The 20316-nt window shown below is 62.9% G+C and carries 20 protein-coding genes; 3 read left to right on the top strand and 17 right to left on the bottom strand.

What is annotated here, in order from left to right:
- Positions 1–35 precede the first annotated feature (35 nt).
- Positions 36–773: a response regulator gene (locus AC1DYJ_RS06385; RefSeq protein ID WP_477286426.1), complete on the top strand. Its 738-nt coding sequence runs from the start codon at positions 36–38 to the stop codon at positions 771–773.
- A 5-nt stretch (positions 774–778) separates the two neighbouring features.
- Positions 779–2116 carry an ATP-binding protein gene (locus AC1DYJ_RS06380; protein ID WP_477286424.1) on the top strand — a complete coding sequence of 446 codons (1338 nt, stop codon included), beginning with the start codon at positions 779–781 and terminating at the stop codon, positions 2114–2116.
- On the opposite strand, the gene recQ is transcribed toward AC1DYJ_RS06380, so the two are convergent.
- The 9 genes from recQ to uxaC all read right to left on the bottom strand — a co-directional run bounded on the left by recQ (position 2117) and on the right by uxaC (position 11394).
- Positions 2117–3949: a DNA helicase RecQ gene (gene recQ, locus AC1DYJ_RS06375; protein WP_477286666.1), complete on the bottom strand. Its 1833-nt coding sequence runs from the start codon at positions 3947–3949 to the stop codon at positions 2117–2119.
- A gap of 264 nt (positions 3950–4213) precedes the next feature.
- Positions 4214–4552: a cupin domain-containing protein gene (locus AC1DYJ_RS06370; protein ID WP_477286422.1), complete on the bottom strand. Its 339-nt coding sequence runs from the start codon at positions 4550–4552 to the stop codon at positions 4214–4216.
- 10 nt (positions 4553–4562) lie between these two features.
- Positions 4563–5330, bottom strand: a complete 768-nt coding sequence (gene kduD, locus AC1DYJ_RS06365) for a 2-dehydro-3-deoxy-D-gluconate 5-dehydrogenase KduD (RefSeq protein WP_477286420.1) — start codon at positions 5328–5330, stop codon at positions 4563–4565.
- On the bottom strand, positions 5327–6184 hold the full coding sequence (gene kduI / locus AC1DYJ_RS06360; RefSeq protein ID WP_477286418.1) for a 5-dehydro-4-deoxy-D-glucuronate isomerase: 858 nt from the start codon (positions 6182–6184) through the stop codon (positions 5327–5329). Before kduI ends, kduD begins: the two co-directional genes overlap by 4 nt.
- A 19-nt stretch (positions 6185–6203) precedes the next feature.
- Positions 6204–6980 (bottom strand): FadR/GntR family transcriptional regulator, encoded by a 777-nt coding sequence (locus AC1DYJ_RS06355; protein ID WP_477235250.1) that lies wholly within the window; start codon positions 6978–6980, stop codon positions 6204–6206.
- 41 nt (positions 6981–7021) lie between these two features.
- Positions 7022–8302, bottom strand: a complete 1281-nt coding sequence (locus AC1DYJ_RS06350; protein ID WP_477286416.1) for a TRAP transporter large permease — start codon at positions 8300–8302, stop codon at positions 7022–7024.
- A gap of 3 nt (positions 8303–8305) precedes the next feature.
- Complete coding sequence (locus AC1DYJ_RS06345; RefSeq protein WP_477286414.1) at positions 8306–8896, bottom strand: TRAP transporter small permease; 591 nt, start codon at positions 8894–8896, stop codon at positions 8306–8308.
- 71 nt (positions 8897–8967) lie between these two features.
- Positions 8968–9945, bottom strand: coding sequence for a TRAP transporter substrate-binding protein (locus AC1DYJ_RS06340; protein ID WP_477286412.1), 978 nt, complete (start codon positions 9943–9945; stop codon positions 8968–8970).
- A gap of 39 nt (positions 9946–9984) precedes the next feature.
- The gene (uxaC, locus tag AC1DYJ_RS06335; RefSeq protein WP_477286410.1) at positions 9985–11394 is read right to left on the bottom strand and encodes a glucuronate isomerase; all 1410 of its coding nucleotides are present in this window, start codon (positions 11392–11394) and stop codon (positions 9985–9987) included.
- A gap of 185 nt (positions 11395–11579) precedes the next feature.
- Here uxaC and AC1DYJ_RS06330 point away from each other — a divergent pair, with 185 nt between their 5' ends.
- Positions 11580–13082, top strand: coding sequence for a mannitol dehydrogenase family protein (locus AC1DYJ_RS06330; protein WP_477286408.1), 1503 nt, complete (start codon positions 11580–11582; stop codon positions 13080–13082).
- A 44-nt stretch (positions 13083–13126) separates the two neighbouring features.
- Here the strand turns inward: AC1DYJ_RS06330 and AC1DYJ_RS06325 are convergent, their stop codons facing one another.
- The 8 genes from AC1DYJ_RS06325 to AC1DYJ_RS06290 all read right to left on the bottom strand — a co-directional run bounded on the left by AC1DYJ_RS06325 (position 13127) and on the right by AC1DYJ_RS06290 (position 20023).
- Positions 13127–13507: a hypothetical protein gene (locus AC1DYJ_RS06325; RefSeq protein WP_477286406.1), complete on the bottom strand. Its 381-nt coding sequence runs from the start codon at positions 13505–13507 to the stop codon at positions 13127–13129.
- Between the two features lie 553 nt (positions 13508–14060).
- Positions 14061–14468: a F0F1 ATP synthase subunit epsilon gene (locus tag AC1DYJ_RS06320; protein WP_477286405.1), complete on the bottom strand. Its 408-nt coding sequence runs from the start codon at positions 14466–14468 to the stop codon at positions 14061–14063.
- Positions 14468–14731, bottom strand: coding sequence for a hypothetical protein (locus AC1DYJ_RS06315; RefSeq protein ID WP_477286403.1), 264 nt, complete (start codon positions 14729–14731; stop codon positions 14468–14470). The genes AC1DYJ_RS06320 and AC1DYJ_RS06315 overlap by 1 nt, the downstream gene beginning before the upstream one ends.
- A complete protein-coding gene (gene atpD, locus AC1DYJ_RS06310; RefSeq protein ID WP_477286401.1) occupies positions 14731–16314 on the bottom strand; it encodes a F0F1 ATP synthase subunit beta in 1584 nt (527 codons plus the stop codon). Before atpD ends, AC1DYJ_RS06315 begins: the two co-directional genes overlap by 1 nt.
- 70 nt (positions 16315–16384) lie before the next feature.
- Positions 16385–17269, bottom strand: coding sequence for a F0F1 ATP synthase subunit gamma (locus tag AC1DYJ_RS06305; protein WP_477286399.1), 885 nt, complete (start codon positions 17267–17269; stop codon positions 16385–16387).
- Between the two features lie 33 nt (positions 17270–17302).
- The gene (gene atpA, locus AC1DYJ_RS06300) at positions 17303–18832 is read right to left on the bottom strand and encodes a F0F1 ATP synthase subunit alpha (RefSeq protein WP_477286395.1); all 1530 of its coding nucleotides are present in this window, start codon (positions 18830–18832) and stop codon (positions 17303–17305) included.
- Positions 18832–19392, bottom strand: coding sequence for a F0F1 ATP synthase subunit delta (locus AC1DYJ_RS06295; RefSeq protein ID WP_477286393.1), 561 nt, complete (start codon positions 19390–19392; stop codon positions 18832–18834). Before AC1DYJ_RS06295 ends, atpA begins: the two co-directional genes overlap by 1 nt.
- Before the next feature lie 235 nt (positions 19393–19627).
- The gene (locus tag AC1DYJ_RS06290) at positions 19628–20023 is read right to left on the bottom strand and encodes an AGROH133_08824 family phage infection protein (RefSeq protein ID WP_477286391.1); all 396 of its coding nucleotides are present in this window, start codon (positions 20021–20023) and stop codon (positions 19628–19630) included.
- Between the last annotated feature and the right edge of the window lie 293 nt (positions 20024–20316).

The raw sequence follows: 20316 nt of genomic DNA, 5'->3' as shown, positions 1-20316 counted from the left end.
TGGCGTCAGGCGAAGAAAGACAGGAAGCATCCACGATGGATCATGTCGATCACATCCTGATCGTCGATGACGATCGCGAAATCCGCGAGCTTGTCTCCGGCTATCTCAAGAAGAACGGCCTGCGCGCCACCGCCGTGCCGGACGGCCGGCAGATGCGCGCCTTTCTCGATACCGATTCCGTCGATCTCATCATCCTCGACGTGATGATGCCCGGCGACGACGGGCTGGTTCTGTGCCGGCAGTTGCGCGCCGGCAAGCACAAGGCAACGCCGATCCTGATGCTGACCGCGCGCAACGACGAAACCGACCGGATCATCGGCCTGGAGCTGGGCGCCGACGACTATCTGGTAAAACCCTTCGCCGCGCGCGAGCTTCTGGCGCGCATCAACGCCGTGTTGCGGCGCACCCGCATGCTGCCGCCAAATCTCCAGGTGACGGAGACCGGGCGGTTGCTGAAATTCGGCGCGTGGCGCCTCGACACGGTGGCGCGCCATCTTCTCGACGAGGATGGAACGGTGATTGCGCTGAGCGGCGCCGAATACCGGCTTCTGTGTGTCTTCGTCGATCATCCGCAGCGTGTTTTGAACCGCGACCAGCTGCTGAACCTGACGCAGGGGCGCGAAGCCGAAATCTTCGACCGCTCCATCGACCTCTTGGTCAGCCGCCTGCGCCAGCGCCTGCGCGATGATGCGCGCGAGCCGGCCTACATCAAGACGGTGCGCAGCGAAGGCTATGTGCTGTCGATGCCTGTCGAAGTGAGCGAGCCGGGTTGAGCCCGATGGCAACACCCCGGCGCTTCCTGCCATGGCCGCGCACCTTGCGCTCGCGGCTGTTCCTGCTCCTGCTGGCCGGCCTGATCGTGGCGCAGGGCCTGTCCTTTGTGCTTTTGATTACGGAGCGCTTTGCCTCGGCCCAGACAATCATGTCCGATACGCTGGACAGGGATGTGCGGTCCGCGATCGCCATCCTCGACCGCGTCCCCGCGGTGGAACGGCCGCAATGGCTGCCGCTGCTCGACCGGAACACCTATCGCTATGTGCTGGGGCCGGGACTGCCGGGAGTTCCCAAGCTGACCGGCCCCGGACCTTTGATCGCGACAACCATAAGCGCAGCTGCCGGCCCGCGTTTCCCGGTGATGTTCGAATCCATTCCCGCCGACGGAGAGCGTCTTCAGGCGCATTTGACGCTGAGCGACGGTGAACCGCTCACCATCGATATCCACCCTTCGCTGATGCCGCTCGCGCGGTGGCTGCCTTATGTGCTGGTGGCGCAGCTGCTTCTGCTGGTGCTGTGCAGCTGGTTCGCCGTCCGGCTGGTGATACGTCCGCTTGTCAATCTCGCCAACGCCGCCGACACGCTCGATCCGGGCAAGCCGACGCCGCGTCTGAGCGAATCAGGGCCTCTGGAGGTCGCGCATGCCGCAACCGCTTTCAATTCGATGCGCGAGCGCATTGCCCAGCATCTCGAAGAGCGCATGCAAATCCTGGCCGCGATCTCGCATGATCTGCAGACGCCGATCACGCGCATGAAGCTGCGCGCCGAACTGTCCGACGAGACGCCGGGCAAGGAGAAGCTGATGCACGATCTGGCCGAGATCGAGAACCTCGTGCATGAGGGCGTGGCCTATGCCCGCAGCGCCCGCGGCAGCCTCGAAAAGCCGTCGCGGATCGACCTCGGCTCCTTCGTCGAAAGCCTGGTGTATGACTACCAGGACACCGGCAAGGCCGTGTCATCCGGCGCGGAAATCGATGCCGCCGTGGTGACGCGCCCGCAGGCGTTGCGGCGCATCCTCACCAACCTCATCGACAATGCGTTGAAGTTTACCGGCGAGGCGGAAGTTTTGGCGGAAAAGGGGCCCGGCGATCACGTCGTCATCAAGGTGCTCGATCGCGGCCCCGGCATTCCGCACGACCAGCTCGAGGCCGTCCTGCAACCGTTCTTCCGGCTTGAACAATCGCGCAACCGCGGCAGCGGCGGCGCCGGATTAGGACTGGCAATCGCCTATCAATTGTCGCTGGCGATCGAAGGCAGGCTCGAGCTGAAAAACCGGCCCGGCGGCGGATTGATCGCCGAGATCCATCTGCCGCACCAGATGCAAGCGGGCCGTAACCCGTAATCACCCACCCGATTGGTGCGCGGCAATGGCGCTCAGGAAAACCTTGCCGAACTCCTTGAGCTTGGCCGCACCGACGCCGTTCACTTCGGCGAAGTCGTCGAGGTCTTGCGGACGACGCTCGGCCATGTCGATCAGCGTGCGGTCGGAGAACACCACATAGGCCGGCACCTGACGTTCCTTGGCCAGCCGCAGCCGCAGCGTCTTCAGCGCGGCGAGCAGCGACGCATCGACATTCTCACCCTGGGGAGTCTGGCCAGCACGAGCCGCGCGGCGCGCGGCGCGCGTGCGCGTCTCGACGCGATACTGGAACGGCACCTCGCCGCGGCCGAGCGCATGGCCTTTTTCGGCGATGGCCAGGCCGCCATGGCCGCCCGGATCCGGCATCAGGAAACCGTTCGCGACGAGCTGACGGATCAGCGACAGCCAGAAATCCTTCTTGTGCGCGGCACCGCTGCCGAAGGCGGCCAGCCGGTGATGACCCCTGCCCGCCACTTTTTCGGTCTCGTGGCCAAGCAGGATGTCGATGACATGGCCGGCGCCGAAGCGCTCGCCGCTCTGCGCCACCGCCGCCAGGATGAGGCCTGCCTCGGCGGTGCCGTCGGCACGCGGCGCCTGTTCCAGGCAATTGTCGCAATTGCCGCAAGGGGCCGCCTCTTCGCCGAAATAGCCGAGCAGCACCTGCCGGCGGCACTCGGCCGTCTCGCAATAGCCGATCAGCGTGTCGAGCCGGCCATGCGAGCGGCGCTTGTGCTCGACGGCGGCGTCCTCATCGTCGATGAACATGCGGCGCATGCGGATATCGCCGAGGCCGTAGAGCATGTGCGCCTCCGCCGCCCTTCCATCGCGGCCGGCACGGCCGATTTCCTGGTAATAGGCCTCGAGGCTGCCCGGCAGGTCGGTGTGAAAGACATAGGCGACATCGGGCTTGTCGATGCCCATGCCGAAGGCGATGGTCGCCACCATGACGACGCCCGACAGCGTCATGAAAGCGTTCTGGTTGGCGTCACGTGCCTCCTTGCTCATGCCGGCGTGATAGGCGAGCGCGGTGACGCCGTTCTTCTCGAGGAAGGCCGCCATCTCCTCGGTCTTCTTGCGCGACAGGCAGTAGACGATGCCGCTCTTGCCCTGATGGCGCTCGATGAAATGGAGCAATTGCCGCTTGCTGTCCTGCTTGGGCTCGATGGCAAGCTTGATGTTGGGCCGGTCGAAGCCAAGCACCTGCGTTTCCACGCGCCCGCCAAACAGACGCGTCTCGATGTCTGCCCGCGTCGTCTCGTCCGCCGTCGCCGTCACCGCAATGATCGGCACATCGGGAAAGATGCCGCGCAGCTGCGACAGGTCTTCATATTCGCGCCGGAACGCCGGCCCCCATTGCGAAATACAATGCGCCTCGTCGATGGCGATCAGGCTGACATCGAGCCTGGCCAACGCATCGAGCATGCGCTCGGTCATCAGCCGTTCCGGCGCGAGATAAAGCAGGCGCGTCTCACCCGACGCGACGCGGCGCCATGCCGCGACATTGGCGTCGCGCTCGATGGAAGAGTTGATCGTATCGGCCGCAACGCCGGCAAGGCGCAAGGCGGCGACCTGGTCCTGCATCAGCGCCACCAGCGGCGACACGACAATGGTCAGCCCACCCTTGACCAGTGCCGGGACCTGATAGCAGAGCGACTTGCCCGCGCCCGTTGGCATCACGGCCAGCACATGACGACCGGCGAGCAAAGCCTCCATCACCGAGGCCTGTCCCGGGCGAAAATCATCGAAGCCGAACACGTCCTTGAGGACGCGCCGTTTGGGATCGTGCGCCGGAACGCTCGTCGTCGATATCTGCATCACGGATGTTTTCGATCGGCCGCCCGAAGCAGCGGCATGGGGCAACGATTAGCGCAGCCCTCGTCCGACCACAACAAGCAGCAGCAACATCCCACCGATGATTGACCTGGCCGGTGCCGTTAAACCAATCTTCATCATGTTGCGGCACCGTCCAAACCCTGCGGCGATGTTTCGAGTACCGCTGCGCTATGAGCGCACAGGCAACAGGCCCGCGCCTTCTTCGAGGCGCGGGTTTCCTGTTTCTGGAATTGCCGAAAAAGAGACTCAGGCCAGGAAATCGGCGCGGTGCGGGGTAAAGCTGTCGACCAGCCGCCCGGCTTCCAGCGCCTTGACGCCATGCACCAGATTGGACGGCACGATGAAGCTGCCGCCTGTCTCGATGATTGCGGTGCGGCCGTCGATGGTCACCTCGAAGCGGCCTTCGGCGACATAGCTTGCCTGGACATGCGGATGCGAGTGCAACGCGCCGACGCCGCCCTTGTCGAAACTGAACTCGACCATCATCAGCTCGTCGGTGGAGAGGAGAACCCGCCGCCTGTTGCCGTCCGGCGTCGGCGTCCAGGCGCTCTCGCCGGGCTGCGCGAAGATCTTGGCTTCAGTCATGACCGTCTCCTCATCGCGCCAGCCAGCCGCCGTCGACCGGAACCACGGCGCCATGCATATAGTCGGACGCCGGCGCCAACAGGAAGACGGCGGCGTCGCCTATGTCTTCCGGCCCACCCCAGCGGCCGGCCGGGATGCGCGCCAGTATGGCGGCGCTGCGATCGGGATCTGCGCGCAGTGCTTCCGTGTTGTTGGTTTCGATATAGCCCGGCGCAATCGCATTGACGTTGATGCCCTTGGCTGCCCATTCGCAAGCGAGCAGCCTTGTTATGCCGAGCGCGCCATGTTTCGACGCGGTGTAGGACGCGACGCGAATGCCGCCCTGAAAACTCAGCACCGAGGCGATGTTGACGATCTTGCCGCGCCGCCCCGGATCGGCCAGCACGCGTCTGGCAAAAGCCTGACTGAGGAAGAACAGCGTCTTCAGATTAACGTCGATGACGTCGTCCCAGTCGGCCTCGGAGAAATCGACCGCATCCGCACGCCGGATGATGCCGGCATTGTTGACCAGCCCGTCGATCGGCCCGGTTGTTTCCCAGACATGATCGAGCATCGCCTTGGCGGCATCATGATCGGCCAGATCGCTGCGCACGGCTTCGAACTGTCCGCCGACGTCGGCAACCTTCTTTTGCGTATCGTTCATCGCCGAGCGGCCGACGCCGACGACAGTGCCGCCGGCGCGCGCGATCGAGACGGCGATGCCCTGGCCGATGCCGGTGTTGGCGCCGGTGACCAGGACGCGCTTGCCGGCCAGGCTGAAAGCGGACGGCCCGCTCAACGCAGTTCGCCCAGCGGCACAGGGTCGACGTCGGTGTAGTCGACATTGTCGCCCGCCATCGCCCAGATGAAGGCATAGTTGGACGTGCCGGCGCCCGAATGGATCGACCAGCCCGGCGACAGCACCGCCTCCTCATTCGCCATCACCAGATGGCGGGTTTCGTCCGGCTCGCCCATGAAATGGAAGACGCGCGCCGTCTCCGGCAGATCGAAATAGAGATAGGCCTCCATGCGCCGATCATGCACGTGGCAGGGGATAGTGTTCCACACCGAGCCCGGCGCCAGTTGCGTCATGCCGACCACCAGCTGGCAGGTTTTTGCGCCATCGGCATGGATGAACTGGAAGATCGAGCGCTCGTTGCAGGTCTCCTTGCTGCCGAGGTCGAGCCGCTTGGCGTCGCCGATGCGGATCAGCCGGTTTGGATAGGTGTGATGCGCCGGCGCGCTGAGCAGGTAGAACTTCGCGGGCGCAGATTTGTCCGCCGAAGCGAACGCCACATCGGTGCTGCCCATGCCGAGATAGAGCATGTCGCGCGCCTGCAATGGATGGGTCTCGCCGTTTGCCGTCACCGAGCCGGCGCCGCCGATGTTGACGATGATCAGCTCGCGGCGGTCGAGAAAATTCTTGGTCCCCGTCGGCTTGATCGCTTCCAGCGGCAGCGGTTCCGCCACAGGCACGGCGCCGCCGACGATCATGCGGTCATAGTGGGTGTAGGTCAGGCTGACGCGCCCGGGCTGGAACAGGTCGTCAATATGGAAATTGTGCCGCAGTTCATCGGTGCCCATGGACGCCGCGGCGACCGGGTCGATGGCGAAACGCGAAGTGTAGTCGGTATGCGGGTGACTTTGAGACATTACTGCTCCAGCTGAATGGTTATTCGGTTTCCGCCGCCTTGACCGAGTCGGCATAAAACACCTGGCGGGCGTGCAGGCGCTCGCGGTAGCGCTGCTGGCTGGCGGTGAGATGGGCGCGCATCGCCTCGCGCGCCGCTTCCGCGTCGCCCGAGGTGATCGCATTCAGGATCACCAGATGCTCGCGCTGCAGCCCGCGCTGATAGCTGTCGGACTGCACCAGTTCGGTCGACCAGGGCGAGGTCACGTCGCAAGGAATGGCGCGGCGTCCGAGCACATCGAGCATCTCGACATAGAACGGGTTATTGGTGGCGCTGGCGATCGCCCGGTGGAAGGCGAGATCGGCCGGACCGGTCGGCTCGCTGTTGAGAAGCAGCCGTTCGAACTCGAAGAAGGCCTCCTGGATCGCCGCCTCCTGCGCGGCGTTGCGGCGGATGGCGGCGAGCCCGGCCGATTCGATTTCGACGGCCAGGCGCACTTCGAGCACGTTGAGCGCGATCGAGTCCTTGCTGCCCATATCGGCGGCTAGCGCTCCGAACATCGTCGAGATGTGTTCGGTGACGAAGACGCCGGCGCCCTGGCGCGCCTCGACCAGGCCGTCGGCGGCAAGCTTGGCCAGCGCCTCGCGGATAACGGTGCGGCTGACGCCGAAAGTCTCGGTGAGCTGTCCCTCGGTCGGCAGTTTGTGGCCGGGCAGGATCTCGCCGGCATGAAGCTGCTTGCGGATCGCCGCGACCACGGTCTCCGACAGTTTGGGTTTTCTCTCGACCCTGAGATCTACAGCGCTATCCGATGCCATGTCGCACCCCTGTTTGAAGACGCCCCTATTTGAAAACGCCCCTACTTGAACACGCTCGGCAGCCAGAGCGAGATCGCCGGAATATACGTCACCAGCCCGAGGACCACGATACCCGCGCCATAGAACGGCCAGATCGAGCGCATCGCTTCCCACACCGTGATCTTGCCCACCGCACAGGCGACGAACTGCACCGTGCCGACCGGCGGCGTGTTCAGTCCGATGCCGAGATTGAGGATGGTGATGACGCCGAAATGCACGGGGTCGACGCCGTAGTGCGTGACCAGCGGCAGGAAGATCGGCGTGCAGATGATGATCATCGGCCCCATATCCATGAAAGTGCCGAGTAGCAGCATCAGGACGTTGAGCAGAAGCAGCACCGCCAGCGGGTCGGTGGAGATGGCGTTCATGCCGGCGATCAATGCCGCAGGCACCTTGAGATAGGCCATCAGCCAGCTGAACGAAGCGGCCATGCCGATGATCAGCAGCACCATTGCCGTGGTGCGCACCGCACCCATCGTGGCGTGCACGAAATCGTCCCAGCGCATCGAGCGATAGCCCAGCACAGTGACCAGCAGTGCGTAGATGACCGCGATGCAGGAGCTTTCGCTGGCCGTGAAGACGCCAGAGCGGACGCCACCGAAAATGATGCCTATAAGCAGCAGCCCAGGTATCGAAATGAGGAACAGACGGCCGGCCCTGGCAAAGCCCGGAAAGGGCTCGGTCGGATAGCCGCGGTGGCGCGCAACGAGATAGGCGGTGACCATCAGCGACGCGGCAAGCAGCAGGCCGGGCAGGATACCGGCGGTGAACAGGTCGGCGATCGAAATCTTGCCGCCGCCGGCGATGGAATAGATGATCATGTTCTGCGAAGGCGGCAGCAAGAGCGCGATCAGCGCCGCCATCGAGGTGACATTGACGGCATAGTCGGCGCCGTAGCCGCGCTCCTTCATCTGCGGGATCATCAGCCCGCCGACGGCTGCTGCCTCGGCAACCGCCGAACCGGAGATGCCGCCGAACATGGTGGCGGCGATGATGTTGACCTGGCCGAGCCCGCCGCGCATGTGCCCGACAAGCGAGCCGGCGAAGGAGACGATGCGCTGGGCGATGCCGCCGCGCACCATCAGGTCGCCGGCATAGATGAAGAACGGGATCGCCATCAGCGAAAAGACGCTCATGCCGGAGTTCAGCCGCTGGAACACCACCAGCGGCGGCAGGCCGAGATAGAGGATGGTGGCGAAGCTGGCGGCGCCGAGGCAGAACGCGATCGGCGTGCCTATGAACATAAGCAGCGTGAAGACGCCGAACAGGATCCAGATCTCCATGACCTAGGCCTCCTGCACGGCTGGCATTTCAGGTACTTCTTCGAGATTGATGTCCTTGTCGACATCAACCCCGGCCCATCTGAGCATGATGCGCTCCAGCGAAAACAGGCTGATCAGCACGCCGCCCACCATCAAAGGCAGATAGTCGAAACCGCCGGGGAGCCCGAGCGCCGGGATGGTGGCCTGCCAGGTCAGCGCAACCAGCTTGGCGCCGTACCACACCATGCCGATGCCAAAGGCCAGCGCGACAAGGTCGGAAACGGTGCGCAGCGCACCTTTGCTGCCCTTGGGCAGGATATAGAGCAACACGTCGAACCCCATGTGGAAATTCTCGCGCACGCCGACGGCGGCACCGAGGAAGATGAACCAGCTCATCACCATGATGGCGCTGGTCTCGGTCCAGCTCGGCGATGCGTTGAGGATAAACCGGGAAAAGACCTGATAGGCGACGAGCGCCGTCATGACGACGAGCCCGGCGCCGGCCAGATAGAGAGAGAGATCGCACAGCCTGGTCAGAATGGCGCTGAAGCGTCGTAACGCCGACGCGTCCGGAAGCGACGCAGCGCCTCTTCTTGTAACGTTCCTGTCCGCCATCGATACCCTCCTCTGATTGCCCTGCGACAGGCAGATGATCGGGAGCGCAAAGGCTCCCGATCTGCAAGAAATCACTCGGTTGCTTGGATGCGCGCGGCGAGGTCTTTCAGTTCGGGGGTCGAGAGATATTTCTCGTAGACCGGCTTCATGGCGTCGATCAGCGGCTGCTTGTCGATCTCGCTGACCTTGACGCCGGCGGCTTCGACGATATCGCGCGACTTCTTCTCGCGCGCATCCCATAGCTCACGCATCTTGACGACGCTGTCCTTGGCTGCCTGGCGCACGATCGCCTGGTCTTCCGGCGTCAGCTTGTCCCAACTGGCCTTCGACATCACCAGAACTTCCGGCACGATCTGGTGCTGGTCGAGCGTGTAGTGCTTGGCGACCTCGAAATGCTTGGCCGATTCGAAGCTCGGCCAGTTGTTTTCGGCGCCGTCGATGACGCCGGTCTCGAGCGCCGAATAGACCTCGCCATAGGCCATCGGCGTGGCGTTGGCGCCGAGCGCGTTGACCATGTCGACGAACACATCAGACTGGATGACGCGGAACTTCATGCCCTTGAGGTCGGCGATCGAGGTGATGTCCTTCTTGGTGTTGTAGAAGGAGCGCGCGCCGGAATCGTAGAAGGCAAGACCGACCAGATTGTGCGCCTCAAAGGCCTTCAGGATCTGATCGCCGATCGGCCCGTCCATGACATGGCGCATGTGGTCGACCGAGCGGAAGATGTAAGGCAGTGACGGCACCGCCGTCTCGCGCACGATGCCGTTGAACGGCCCCATCGAGACACGGTTCAGATCGATCACGCCGGTCTGCGTCTGCTCGATCGTGTCCTTCTCCTCGCCGAGCTGCGCCGAATGATAGACCTCGATCGAATAGCGCCCGGCGGTGCGTTCCTTGATCAGATCGCCCAGATATTTGACCGCATCGACAGTCGGATAGCCATCTGGATGCGTGTCGGCCGAGCGCAGCACGGTCTGGGCGCTGGCAACGCCGATCATCAGCGAGCCGAAAGCGAATGTGGCTGCCATCAGTTTTGAAAAATGCAACATGACTGTCTTCCTCCCTTTGTAAAAATCAAAGCGCCCGGTTCAAAGCCGGTACGCCTTCTTGGCAAGCGTGTAGGCCAGCGCTCGCGCCAGCTCATGCGCCTCGTCCTCACGCAGCCGATGCTCGGCGACGAGGCGGGCGAGAAACGCGCAGTCGACCCGGCGCGCTACATCGTGGCGAGCGGGTATCGATGGAAAGGCACGGGTGTCGTCGTTGAAGCCGACGGTGTTGTAGAAGCCGGCGGTTTCGGTGGTCATCTCGCGGAAGCGGCGCATGCCTTCCGGGCTGTCATGGAACCACCACGCCGGCCCGAGCTTCAGCGCCGGATAGACGCCGGCGAGCGGCGCGAGTTCGCGCGCATAGCTGGTCTCATCGAGCGTGAACAGGATGATGGAGAGGTCACGCTCCAGCCCGACGCAGTCGAGCAAGGGTTTGAGCGCCGCCGCATAGTCGGTGCGGGTCGGAATGTCGAAGCCCTTGTCACGGCCGAACTTCTGGAAAATGCCGGGCGAATGGTTGCGCCAGGAACCGGCATGGATCTGCATCACCAGCCCGTCGTCGCGGCTCATCTTGCCCATTTCGGTCAGCATCTGGGCGCGAAACAGCTTGCGCTCGCGCTCGTCGTCGGAGCCGCGGCGGATGCGGTTGAACAGCTCTTGTGCCGCCGCGTCGGAAAGATTGGCGGTCTCGGCCGTCGGATGGCCATGGTCGGACGAGGTCGCGCCGAAGCTTTTGAAGAACGTGCGGCGCTGGCGATGTGCGTCGAGATAGCCGGCCCATGTGCCGGTGTCGCAACCGCTGATCTCGCCCAGCCGGTCGAGATTGGCCAGGAAGCCCTCAAAGTCGGGATCAACCACCGCATCCGGCCGGTAGGCAGTGACGACGCGGCCCTGCCAGCCGCTGTCGCGGATCGTCTTGTGCCATTTGAGATCGTCGAGCGCGCCTTCGGTCGTCGCGATGACTTCGATGTTGAAGCGCTCGAACAGCGCGCGCGGGCGATAGTCGTCGCGCTGCAGCAGGCCGGCGATGGTGTCGTAGTGCGGGTCGGCGGTCTCAGGGCCGAGTGGCTCGTCGATGCCGAACAGATGCTCAAACACATGGTCGAGCCAGAGCCGCGTCGGCGTGCCGCGGAAGAGGTAGTAGTGCTCGGCAAAGCGCCGCCAGATCGCCCTTGGGTCGCTCTCGACCGGTGAACCGTCGAACGGCGATATGCCGAGGTCCTCCAGCCGTACGCCCTGGCTGAACAGCATGCGGAAAATGTAGTGGTCGGGCACGACCAGCAACTGCGCCGGGTCGGGGAACGGCTCGTTCTCCGCATACCAGCGCGGATCGGTATGGCCGTGCGGGCTGACGATCGGCAGGTTCTTGACCCCGGCATGGAGATCGCGCGCGATCGAAAGCGCTCGGCCTTCGGCGGCAAACAGCAGATCCGGGTGGGTCAATCCTGCCACGTCTATCCTCCCAAGGGCGCTATCGGTAGGATTGGAAAGAAGTAATGTCAACATACAAAAATCAGATTGTTGTATGATGACTTTTAGCCGACATCGGGTCATTGTGCGGCGGAGGAACGGATGGTACGCCGCTAGCCTCCCGACCGAAGCCGAGCCCGACAAGCCAAGCCCGACGAAGCAAAATCATGACAAGCAGACGCCTTTCCAACGACGCGGTGCAATCCTTGCCGGCCTCGGTTGCGATCCCTGCCTATGACCGCGCCGCCATCACGCCTGGCATTGTCCATCTCGGCGTCGGCGCCTTTCACCGCGCCCATCAGACAGCCTATGTCGATGACTGCCTGGCCGCCGGTGAGACCGGCTGGGGCATTGTCGGCGTCTCGCTTCGCAGCCCCGACACGAGGGATGCGCTGGCACCTCAGGACGGGCTCTACACGCTGGCGGTCAGGGATAGCGGCGGCGAAAAGCTCCAGGTCATCGGCTCGATCCAGTCGATGCTGGTGGCGCCGGAAGATCCCGGCGCGGTGCTGGCCGCGCTGACCGATCCGCGAACCCGCATCGTGACCCTGACCATCACCGAGAAGGCCTATCTCCGGGCTGCTGACGGCAGTCTCGACGAGAACCATCCCGATATTGTGCACGATCTCGGTAATGCCGGATCGCCAAAGACCGCGCACGGCCTCCTGGCCGAGTCGCTGGCGCGACGCCGCGCCGCCGGCACCCCGCCCTTCACCGTGCTGTGCTGCGATAATTTGCCGGCCAATGGCGCCACACTGCACCGGTTGCTGGTCGCCTTCGCGAAACTGCGCGATGCCCGGGCCGCTGCATCGGGCGGTGCGCCGCTCGCCGGCCACATCGCCGACGAGGTCGCGTTTCCGTCAAGCATGGTCGACCGCATCGTGCCGGCAACCACCGATGCCGATCGCGTGCGCATCGCCGGCGAACTCGGCGTCGAGGACGGCTGGCCAGTGATGACCGAACCGTTCCGGCAATGGGTGATCGAAGACAGGTTCCCGGCCGGACGACCTGCCTGGGAAAAGTTCGGCGTCACCATGGTCGAGGATGTCGGGCCGTTCGAGGACATGAAGCTCAGGCTGCTCAACGGCGCCCATTCGGGCATCGCCTATCTCGGCCTGCTCAGCGGCCACGCCACCGTCGACCGCGCCTTCGCCGATCCGGCGATCCGTGAATTCGTCGACCGGCTCTGGGCCGAGGCGATCCCGACCTTGCCTGATGACGCCGGGCTCGACACGTCAGCCTACACGGCAGAACTTGCAGAGCGTTTCTCCAACACCGCGCTCGCCCACCGCACGGCGCAGATCGCCAATGACGGCAGCCAGAAATTGCCGCAGCGCATTGTCGCTTCCGCCATCGAGCGCATCCAGGCCGGGCTGGTGCCCGAGCATCTGACGCTGGTGATCGCCGCCTGGATCGCTGCTTGCGAGGCGCGCGGCAAAAGCTTGCCGGAAGCCCACTTCACCGACCCGCTCGACGCCGCACTGGCAGCACTCGGCAAGCGGCGGACGCAGGAACGCGTGGCGGCGGTGTTCGACCTCGCCGGCTTCGCCAGCGGCAAGTCGGAGAGGCAGACGCTGATCGACCTGGTCGCCGCTCACAGCGTCCATATCCGCCAGGGCGGGATAGCGCTTGCGCTCGCGGCACTCGGCATAGGTGGCGAACAATTCTGAGAAATGTCTGGCGCCAGTTCAACAAGAAACTGCTTAGGAACCCATCAGGCAGCGCCCCATTTCTTGCTGGCACCTTCTAGCCTTTCATCAAGGCCACGCTTGTCGATAAGGCGAATAAAATCAATAACATTTCGAAGAATTCGCTGTAGCCTGATTTTTCTAAAATCTTTGTCGCTATCTTCGAGATCTGCGAGAAAATTGAGAACAACCTGCGACCACAGCTTGGTCGAGTTCCCATCATTGCTATTTATCAGATCGACGAAGCGTCCATACCCGACAATCGACCTGCTCGACCCTCTACTTTCAATCATCGATTCGCCAATCGCCCGTAATTCTTCGCGAAATATAAGCGTGTCACGCCAGCTATCCCAGTCGCTAGCAGTGTTGATGTGCCCGTCTGCAAAAGCGGATCTTATCGCATACAAGGATTCATCCACCTTGGCAGTGTGATGATTTTCGGATGTCTGATAGAATGTAAGCTCTTGTCGGTACAGCTCTAACCAGCCCAAAAAGGCAGCTATACGATAGATAGTACTAATAAATTTATATCTCTGATAATACGGATCTTGGTCACTTTTTTTTCTTGCTTTAGCGGCCGGGATTCGAAAACCCTCTGTGATAAGAACACGGTCGGATAGTTGTCACAAATTTCGGTCAGTCGATACCCAAGCTCTCGTGCAGAAAGCCTGAGCGGATCCCGGTACTTTTGATAAATTTGTTCGAGTGTTCTGTCTTGCTTCCACAACTCAAAGGACCGAGAGAAGAAGTACTCTTTTATAACAATTCCGAGAATTGACCCTATGGTCGATACCATCGCGCCGACGACGCCAAACCCCAACCAAGTTTTAAAGTCCAAGCCAAACATAGAAATATCCCCGCAAGTTTGTGCTCCGAGGATAACAAAGCTCAACAAGATTTTGAATTGCCAAGACGCACCTACGTCGACAATTGCAGAAGCCCGCGCTTGTAAGGGCCGGCTTAAGCTGCCAGCAGCGCGCTTTCGAGCGTGGTGAGCTGGGCGAGGAACTGCTCGGCCTTGCTGCGGGACTGATCGTCCTTGGCATCGGCCGCATCTTCCTTGGCGTCCTGGATGCGGCGGGCGAGGTCGGCACGGTCGATGTCGCCGACGGCAACCGCCGATTCGGCCAGCAGCGTGCAGCCGGCCGGAACGATATCGGCAAAGCCGCCGAACACCACATAGCGCTCTTCCTTGCCGCCGACGGTCTTCACCGTGACGACGCCCGGCTTGATCGTGGTCATGACCGGTGCGTGATTGGCCATCACGGTCATCTCACCCTCGGCGCCCGGAATGACGACGGCTTCGACCTGCTCGGAAACCAGCAGACGTTCCGGCGAGACCAGTTCGAATTGGAAAGCTTCAGCCATTATACTATCCGTTCAATCCATTCGGGCGGTACCCAGATCCACTCCAGCGGCGTTGGCGCTTTCGGAGGGTGTTTGAATACGATGCCAATCGTGCCCGTTTCGATATGCCAGTCCTCAACGGTCCACGTCAAACCAATGAGGCTTTTCAGTCTGGCTACGACCTCAGGGTCCATTTCGGCAACCATCCCCGAAAAGAACTCTTCTTCTAGCCGGAGTAAACGGACCCGATCGCCTGAAGCGTATTCGGGTCCGCCATTTTTCATCAGGCCGCTTCAGCTGCCAGGCGCTGTGCCTTCTCGACGGCTTCGTCGATACCGCCGACCATGTAGAAGGCGGCTTCCGGCAGGTGATCGTAGTCACCGTTGCAGAGGCCCTTGAAGCCCTTGATGGTGTCGGCGAGATCGACCAGCTTGCCCGGCGAACCCGTGAACACTTCGGCGACGAAGAACGGCTGCGACAGGAAGCGCTCGATCTTGCGGGCGCGGGCCACCGTCTGCTTGTCCTCTTCCGACAGTTCGTCCATGCCCAGGATGGCGATGATGTCCTGCAGCGACTTGTAGCGCTGGAGGATCGACTGCACCTGGCGGGCGACCTGATAATGCTCTTCGCCGACAACCATCGGATCGAGCATGCGCGAGGTCGAATCGAGCGGATCGACGGCCGGGTAGATGCCCTTTTCCGAGATCGCGCGGTTGAGCACGGTCGTCGCGTCGAGGTGGGCGAACGAGGTCGCCGGCGCCGGATCGGTCAAGTCGTCGGCGGGCACGTAGATCGCCTGCACCGAGGTGATCGAGCCCTTGGTCGTCGTCGTGATGCGCTCCTGCAGCGCGCCCATGTCGGTGGCGAGCGTCGGCTGATAACCCACGGCCGAAGGAATACGGCCGAGCAGCGCCGACACTTCCGAGCCGGCCTGCGTGAAGCGGAAGATGTTGTCGACGAAGAACAGCACGTCCTGGCCCTGGTCGCGGAAATACTCGGCGACCGTCAGACCGGTCAGGCCGACGCGGGCGCGCGCGCCCGGCGGTTCGTTCATCTGGCCATAGACCAGTGCCGCCTTGGAGCCTTCGCCGCCGCCCTTCTTGTTGACGCCGGACTCGATGAACTCGTGATAGAGATCGTTGCCTTCGCGGGTGCGCTCGCCAACGCCGGCGAACACCGAGAAGCCGCCATGCGCCTTAGCGACGTTGTTGATCAGTTCCTGGATCAGCACGGTCTTGCCGACGCCGGCGCCGCCGAACAGGCCGATCTTGCCGCCGCGGGCGTAGGGTGCCAGAAGGTCGAGAACCTTGATGCCGGTGATCAGAATCTGCGCTTCCGTCGACTGCTCGACGTAGGACGGAGCCGGCTGGTGAATGGCGCGCATTTCGATGCCGTCGACCGGGCCTTCTTCATCGACCGGTTCGCCGATGACGTTGATGATGCGGCCGAGCATGCCCGGACCGACCGGCACGGTGATCGGCGCGCCGGTGTCATAGACGTCCTGGCCACGCACCAGACCTTCGGTGGAGTCCATGGCGATGCAGCGCACGGTGTTTTCACCGAGGTGCTGGGCAACTTCGAGCACCAGGCGATTGCCGACATTGGTGGTCTCGATGGCGTTCAAAATGGCCGGCAGATGGTCGCCGAACTGGACGTCGACGACGGCGCCGATGACCTGGCGGACCTTGCCGACAACACCGGTCTTCTTGACGACGGTGGCCGTCGTCTTGGCTGCCGCAGCCTTGGCCGGGGCCGCTGCCTTGGCGGGCGCAGCCGCCGTCTTGGCCGAAGCGGCCTTCGCCGCTGCTGCCGGAGCCTTTGCCGCCGCTTTGGGAGCTGCCGCCTTCGGGGTCGCTGCTTTCGCCATCGTCTTTACCCTTTTCGTCCTTTGTTTCTCACGCTCCACCAGAAGGTCGATAACCCTCTGGCGGTCGCGCCTAGAGCGCCTCGGCGCCCGAAATGATTTCGATCAGTTCCTTGGTGATCTGCGCCTGCCGCTGGCGGTTGTAGGTGATCGACAGCTTGTTGATCATGTCGCCGGCGTTGCGCGTCGCATTGTCCATGGCGCTCATCTTGGCGCCCATCTCGCCGGCTGCGTTTTCAAGCAGCGCGCGGAAGACCTGGACCGAGATGTTGCGCGGAATGAGGTCGGTCAGGATTTCGCCCGGCTCCGGCTCGTATTCGTAGACGGCATTGCCGCCGGCGGTCGCCTCGGCCGGGGTGGAAGCGATGCCGGCCGGGATGATCTGCTGTGTCGTCGGGATCTGGCTGATCACCGACTTGAACTGCGAATAAAACAGCGTGCAGATGTCGAAACCGCCCTCGTTGAAGAGGTGGATGACCTTGCGGGCAATGGCGTCGGCATTGACGAAGCCAAGCGTCTTGACCTCGCGCAGATCGACGCGTTCGAGGATCATCGAAGCATAGTCGCGGCGCAGGATGTCGAAACCCTTCTTGCCGACGCAGATGATCTTGACCTGCTTGCCGTCGGCCAAAAGCCGGCGGATATGGTCGCGGGCGAGACGCGCGATCTGCGAATTGAAGCCGCCGCACAGGCCGCGCTCGGCCGTGCAGACGACGAGCAGATGCACATCATCCTTGCCGGTGCCGGTCATCAGCGCCGGGGCATCGCCGCCGCCACCGATCGCCTGGGTGATGTTGGCCAGCACCGCGCCCATCCGCTCGGAATAGGGTCTAGCTGCTTCCGCAGCTTCCTGCGCGCGGCGCAGCTTCGCCGCGGCGACCATCTGCATCGCCTTGGTGATCTTCTGCGTCGCCTTGACCGAGGCGATACGGTTACGAAGGTCTTTTAACGAAGGCATGCTTCAAACCTGATCCCGTGCGTCCGGCTTTTCTCAAGCAAAGGTCTTGGCGAAGGCGTCGATCTCGGCCTTCAGCTTGGCCCGCAGATCGTCCGACAGCGCCTTTTCCTTGCGGATGCCGTCCAGCACGTCCTTGCCGGCCGAGCGCATGTGGTTGAGCAGGCCATGTTCGAACTTGCCGACCTGGTTGATCGCCAGCTTGTCGAGATAGCCATTGACGCCGGCGAAGATCACCGAAACCTGTTCCTCGACCTTGAGCGGCGAGAACTGCGGCTGCTTCAGGAGTTCCGTCAGGCGCGAGCCGCGGTTGAGCAGGCGCTGGGTGGCGGCATCGAGGTCGGAGCCAAACTGCGCGAACGCAGCCATTTCGCGGTACTGCGCGAGCTCGCCCTTGATCGAGCCGGCAACCTGCTTCATCGCCTTGATCTGCGCCGACGAACCGACGCGCGACACCGACAGGCCGACGTTGACCGCCGGACGGATGCCCTGGAAGAACAGGTTGGTTTCGAGGAATATCTGGCCGTCGGTGATCGAGATCACGTTGGTCGGAATGTAGGCCGACACGTCGTTGGCCTGCGTCTCGATGATCGGCAGCGCGGTCAGCGAACCGCCGCCCAGATCGTCGTTGAGCTTGGCGGCGCGCTCGAGCAGGCGCGAGTGCAGATAGAACACGTCGCCCGGGTAGGCTTCGCGGCCCGGCGGGCGGCGCAGCAGCAGCGACATCTGGCGGTAGGCGACGGCCTGCTTCGACAGATCGTCATAGCTGATCAGCGCATGCATGCCGTTGTCGCGGAAATATTCGCCCATGGTGGCGCCGGTGAACGGCGCCAGGAACTGCATCGGCGCCGGATCGGAAGCGGTGGCGGCGACGATGATCGAATATTCAAGCGCGCCGCGCTCTTCGAGAACCTTCACGAACTGCGCGACGGTCGAGCGCTTCTGACCGATGGCGACGTAGACGCAGTAGAGCTTTTCCTTCTCCGGGCCATTCTCGTGGACCGCTTTCTGGTTGAGCATCGTGTCGAGGATGATGGCGGTCTTGCCGGTCTGACGATCGCCGATGACCAGCTCGCGCTGGCCGCGGCCGACCGGGATCAGCGCATCGATAGCCTTGAGGCCGGTCGACATCGGCTCGTTCACCGACTTGCGCGGGATGATGCCGGGCGCCTTGACGTCGACGCGCTTGCGTTCGGTCGCCTTGATCGGGCCCTTGCCGTCGATCGGGTTGCCGAGCGCGTCGACGACGCGGCCGAGCAGGCCCATGCCGACGGGCGCATCGACGATGGCGCCGGTGCGCTTGACGGTGTCGCCTTCCTTGATGTCGCGGTCGGCGCCGAAGATGACGACGCCGACATTGTCGGCTTCGAGGTTGAGCGCCATGCCACGGATGCCGCCGGGGAATTCGACCATCTCGCCGGCCTGGACATTGTCGAGGCCATAGACGCGGGCGATACCGTCACCGACGGACAGCACCTGTCCAACTTCGGAGACCTCGGCCTCCTTGCCGAAATTCTTGATCTGGTCTTTCAGAATTGCGGAAATTTCCGCGGCGCGGATGTCCATCAGCCGACCTCTTTCAGTGCAAGCTTGAGCGAATTGAGTTTGGTTTTGAGCGACGTATCGATCTGGCGCGAGCCCATCTTGACCACCAGCCCGCCGAGCAGCGAAGGATCGACGGTGACCGAGATGGCCACGTCCTTGCCGGCGACGCCTTTCAGCGTGGCCTTGAGTTCGGTCTGCTGGGCCGCCGTCAGTTCATGCGCCGAGGTGACTTCGGCGGCGGTCTCGCCGCGATGCTCGGCGGCGATCTGGCGGAACGCCTTGATCATGCCGGGCACGGCGAACAGGCGCCGGTTGCGGGCGACGACGCGCAGGAAATTGCCGGTCAGGCCGGTGATGCCGGCCTTGTCGGCGATCGCCGCGATGGCCTTGGCCTGGTCCTCGCTGGAGAACACCGGGCTGTTGATGAGGCGGGTCAGGTCGGCGCTGCCATCCAGCATCGTTGCGAAGCTGTTGAGGTCGGCCTCGACCTTGGCCACCGAATTGGACTGCAGCGCGAGTTCGAACAGCGAACCCGCGTAGCGTTCTGCGACACCTGAGATTGGCGATGACGATTGAGCCACGGACCGTCTTTTCTCTTGTCTGACAGGCCGCAGATTGTTGGCGCGAGCAAAAACTCTGGCTAAATCTTTGACCTTACTAAGTTTTTCCAAGCACGGAGACGCGGCTTCCGCTATCCCCGGCCGAAAGTCGATTGCCGTCTAGCACAGGCATTTTAAGACCGCAATGCGTCGTTCCGCATGCTTTTCAGGCACTATTGTCGCATCCGGCGGCAGAGTTCAACCGAAGCCGTTGGATTCAGGGCAGAAAGCCGAAGACGAAGGCGAGCGGCAGTGCGGCCAGCACCAGCTCGACAATGATCGAAACCCAGTTGAAAGGCGTGTTGGCGCCATCAGACATCATCGACAGCAAGCGGCCGAAAGCGGTGAACAGCCAGGAGAAGCCGAGCGCCATATAGAGCCATGGCTGCGCCAGCAGGATGCAGCACAGGCTGACGCCGAGATAGAAGCCCGACATGCGGCCGCGCGCTTCGGCGATCGCCGCTGCCTTTTCCGGTCGAACCTGCAGCCGCAAAATCTTGAAGGCCAATCCCGGCATGAGGAAAAACAGCAAACCCAGCGCCAAGGTGACCACGGCGCTCGACCACGCCAGCCATTCGCCCTGGCTGGTTGGCCACGGAAACGCAAATTCCATTGTGTCTCCTCCCCTACAACAATTGCAGTGCATTGAATGTCACCCTTGGCGGAAGTCAAGCGTGCAGCCGACGCGCCGGGACTTCGCCAAAGCCTTGCTGGACGTGCACACCACGAACGGCCGTCCTCGCAGGGCCGATTTGACTGTTGCGCAAGCAAATTCAGCCAGGCAAGCATCCCCGGCGCAATTTCTTCACCAGTATAGATGGCCGGACTTGCCGCTGGGGAAGCCAAGTATTATCGTCTCGATATTTGTTTCGCCGACCACTTGTTCACATTAGCAGCTTCACATGT

The organism is Mesorhizobium sp. P2_B11, from assembly GCF_056404855.1.
The sequence above is the reverse complement of the archived record's forward strand: the minus strand, read 5'-3'. Positions and strand labels throughout refer to the sequence as shown.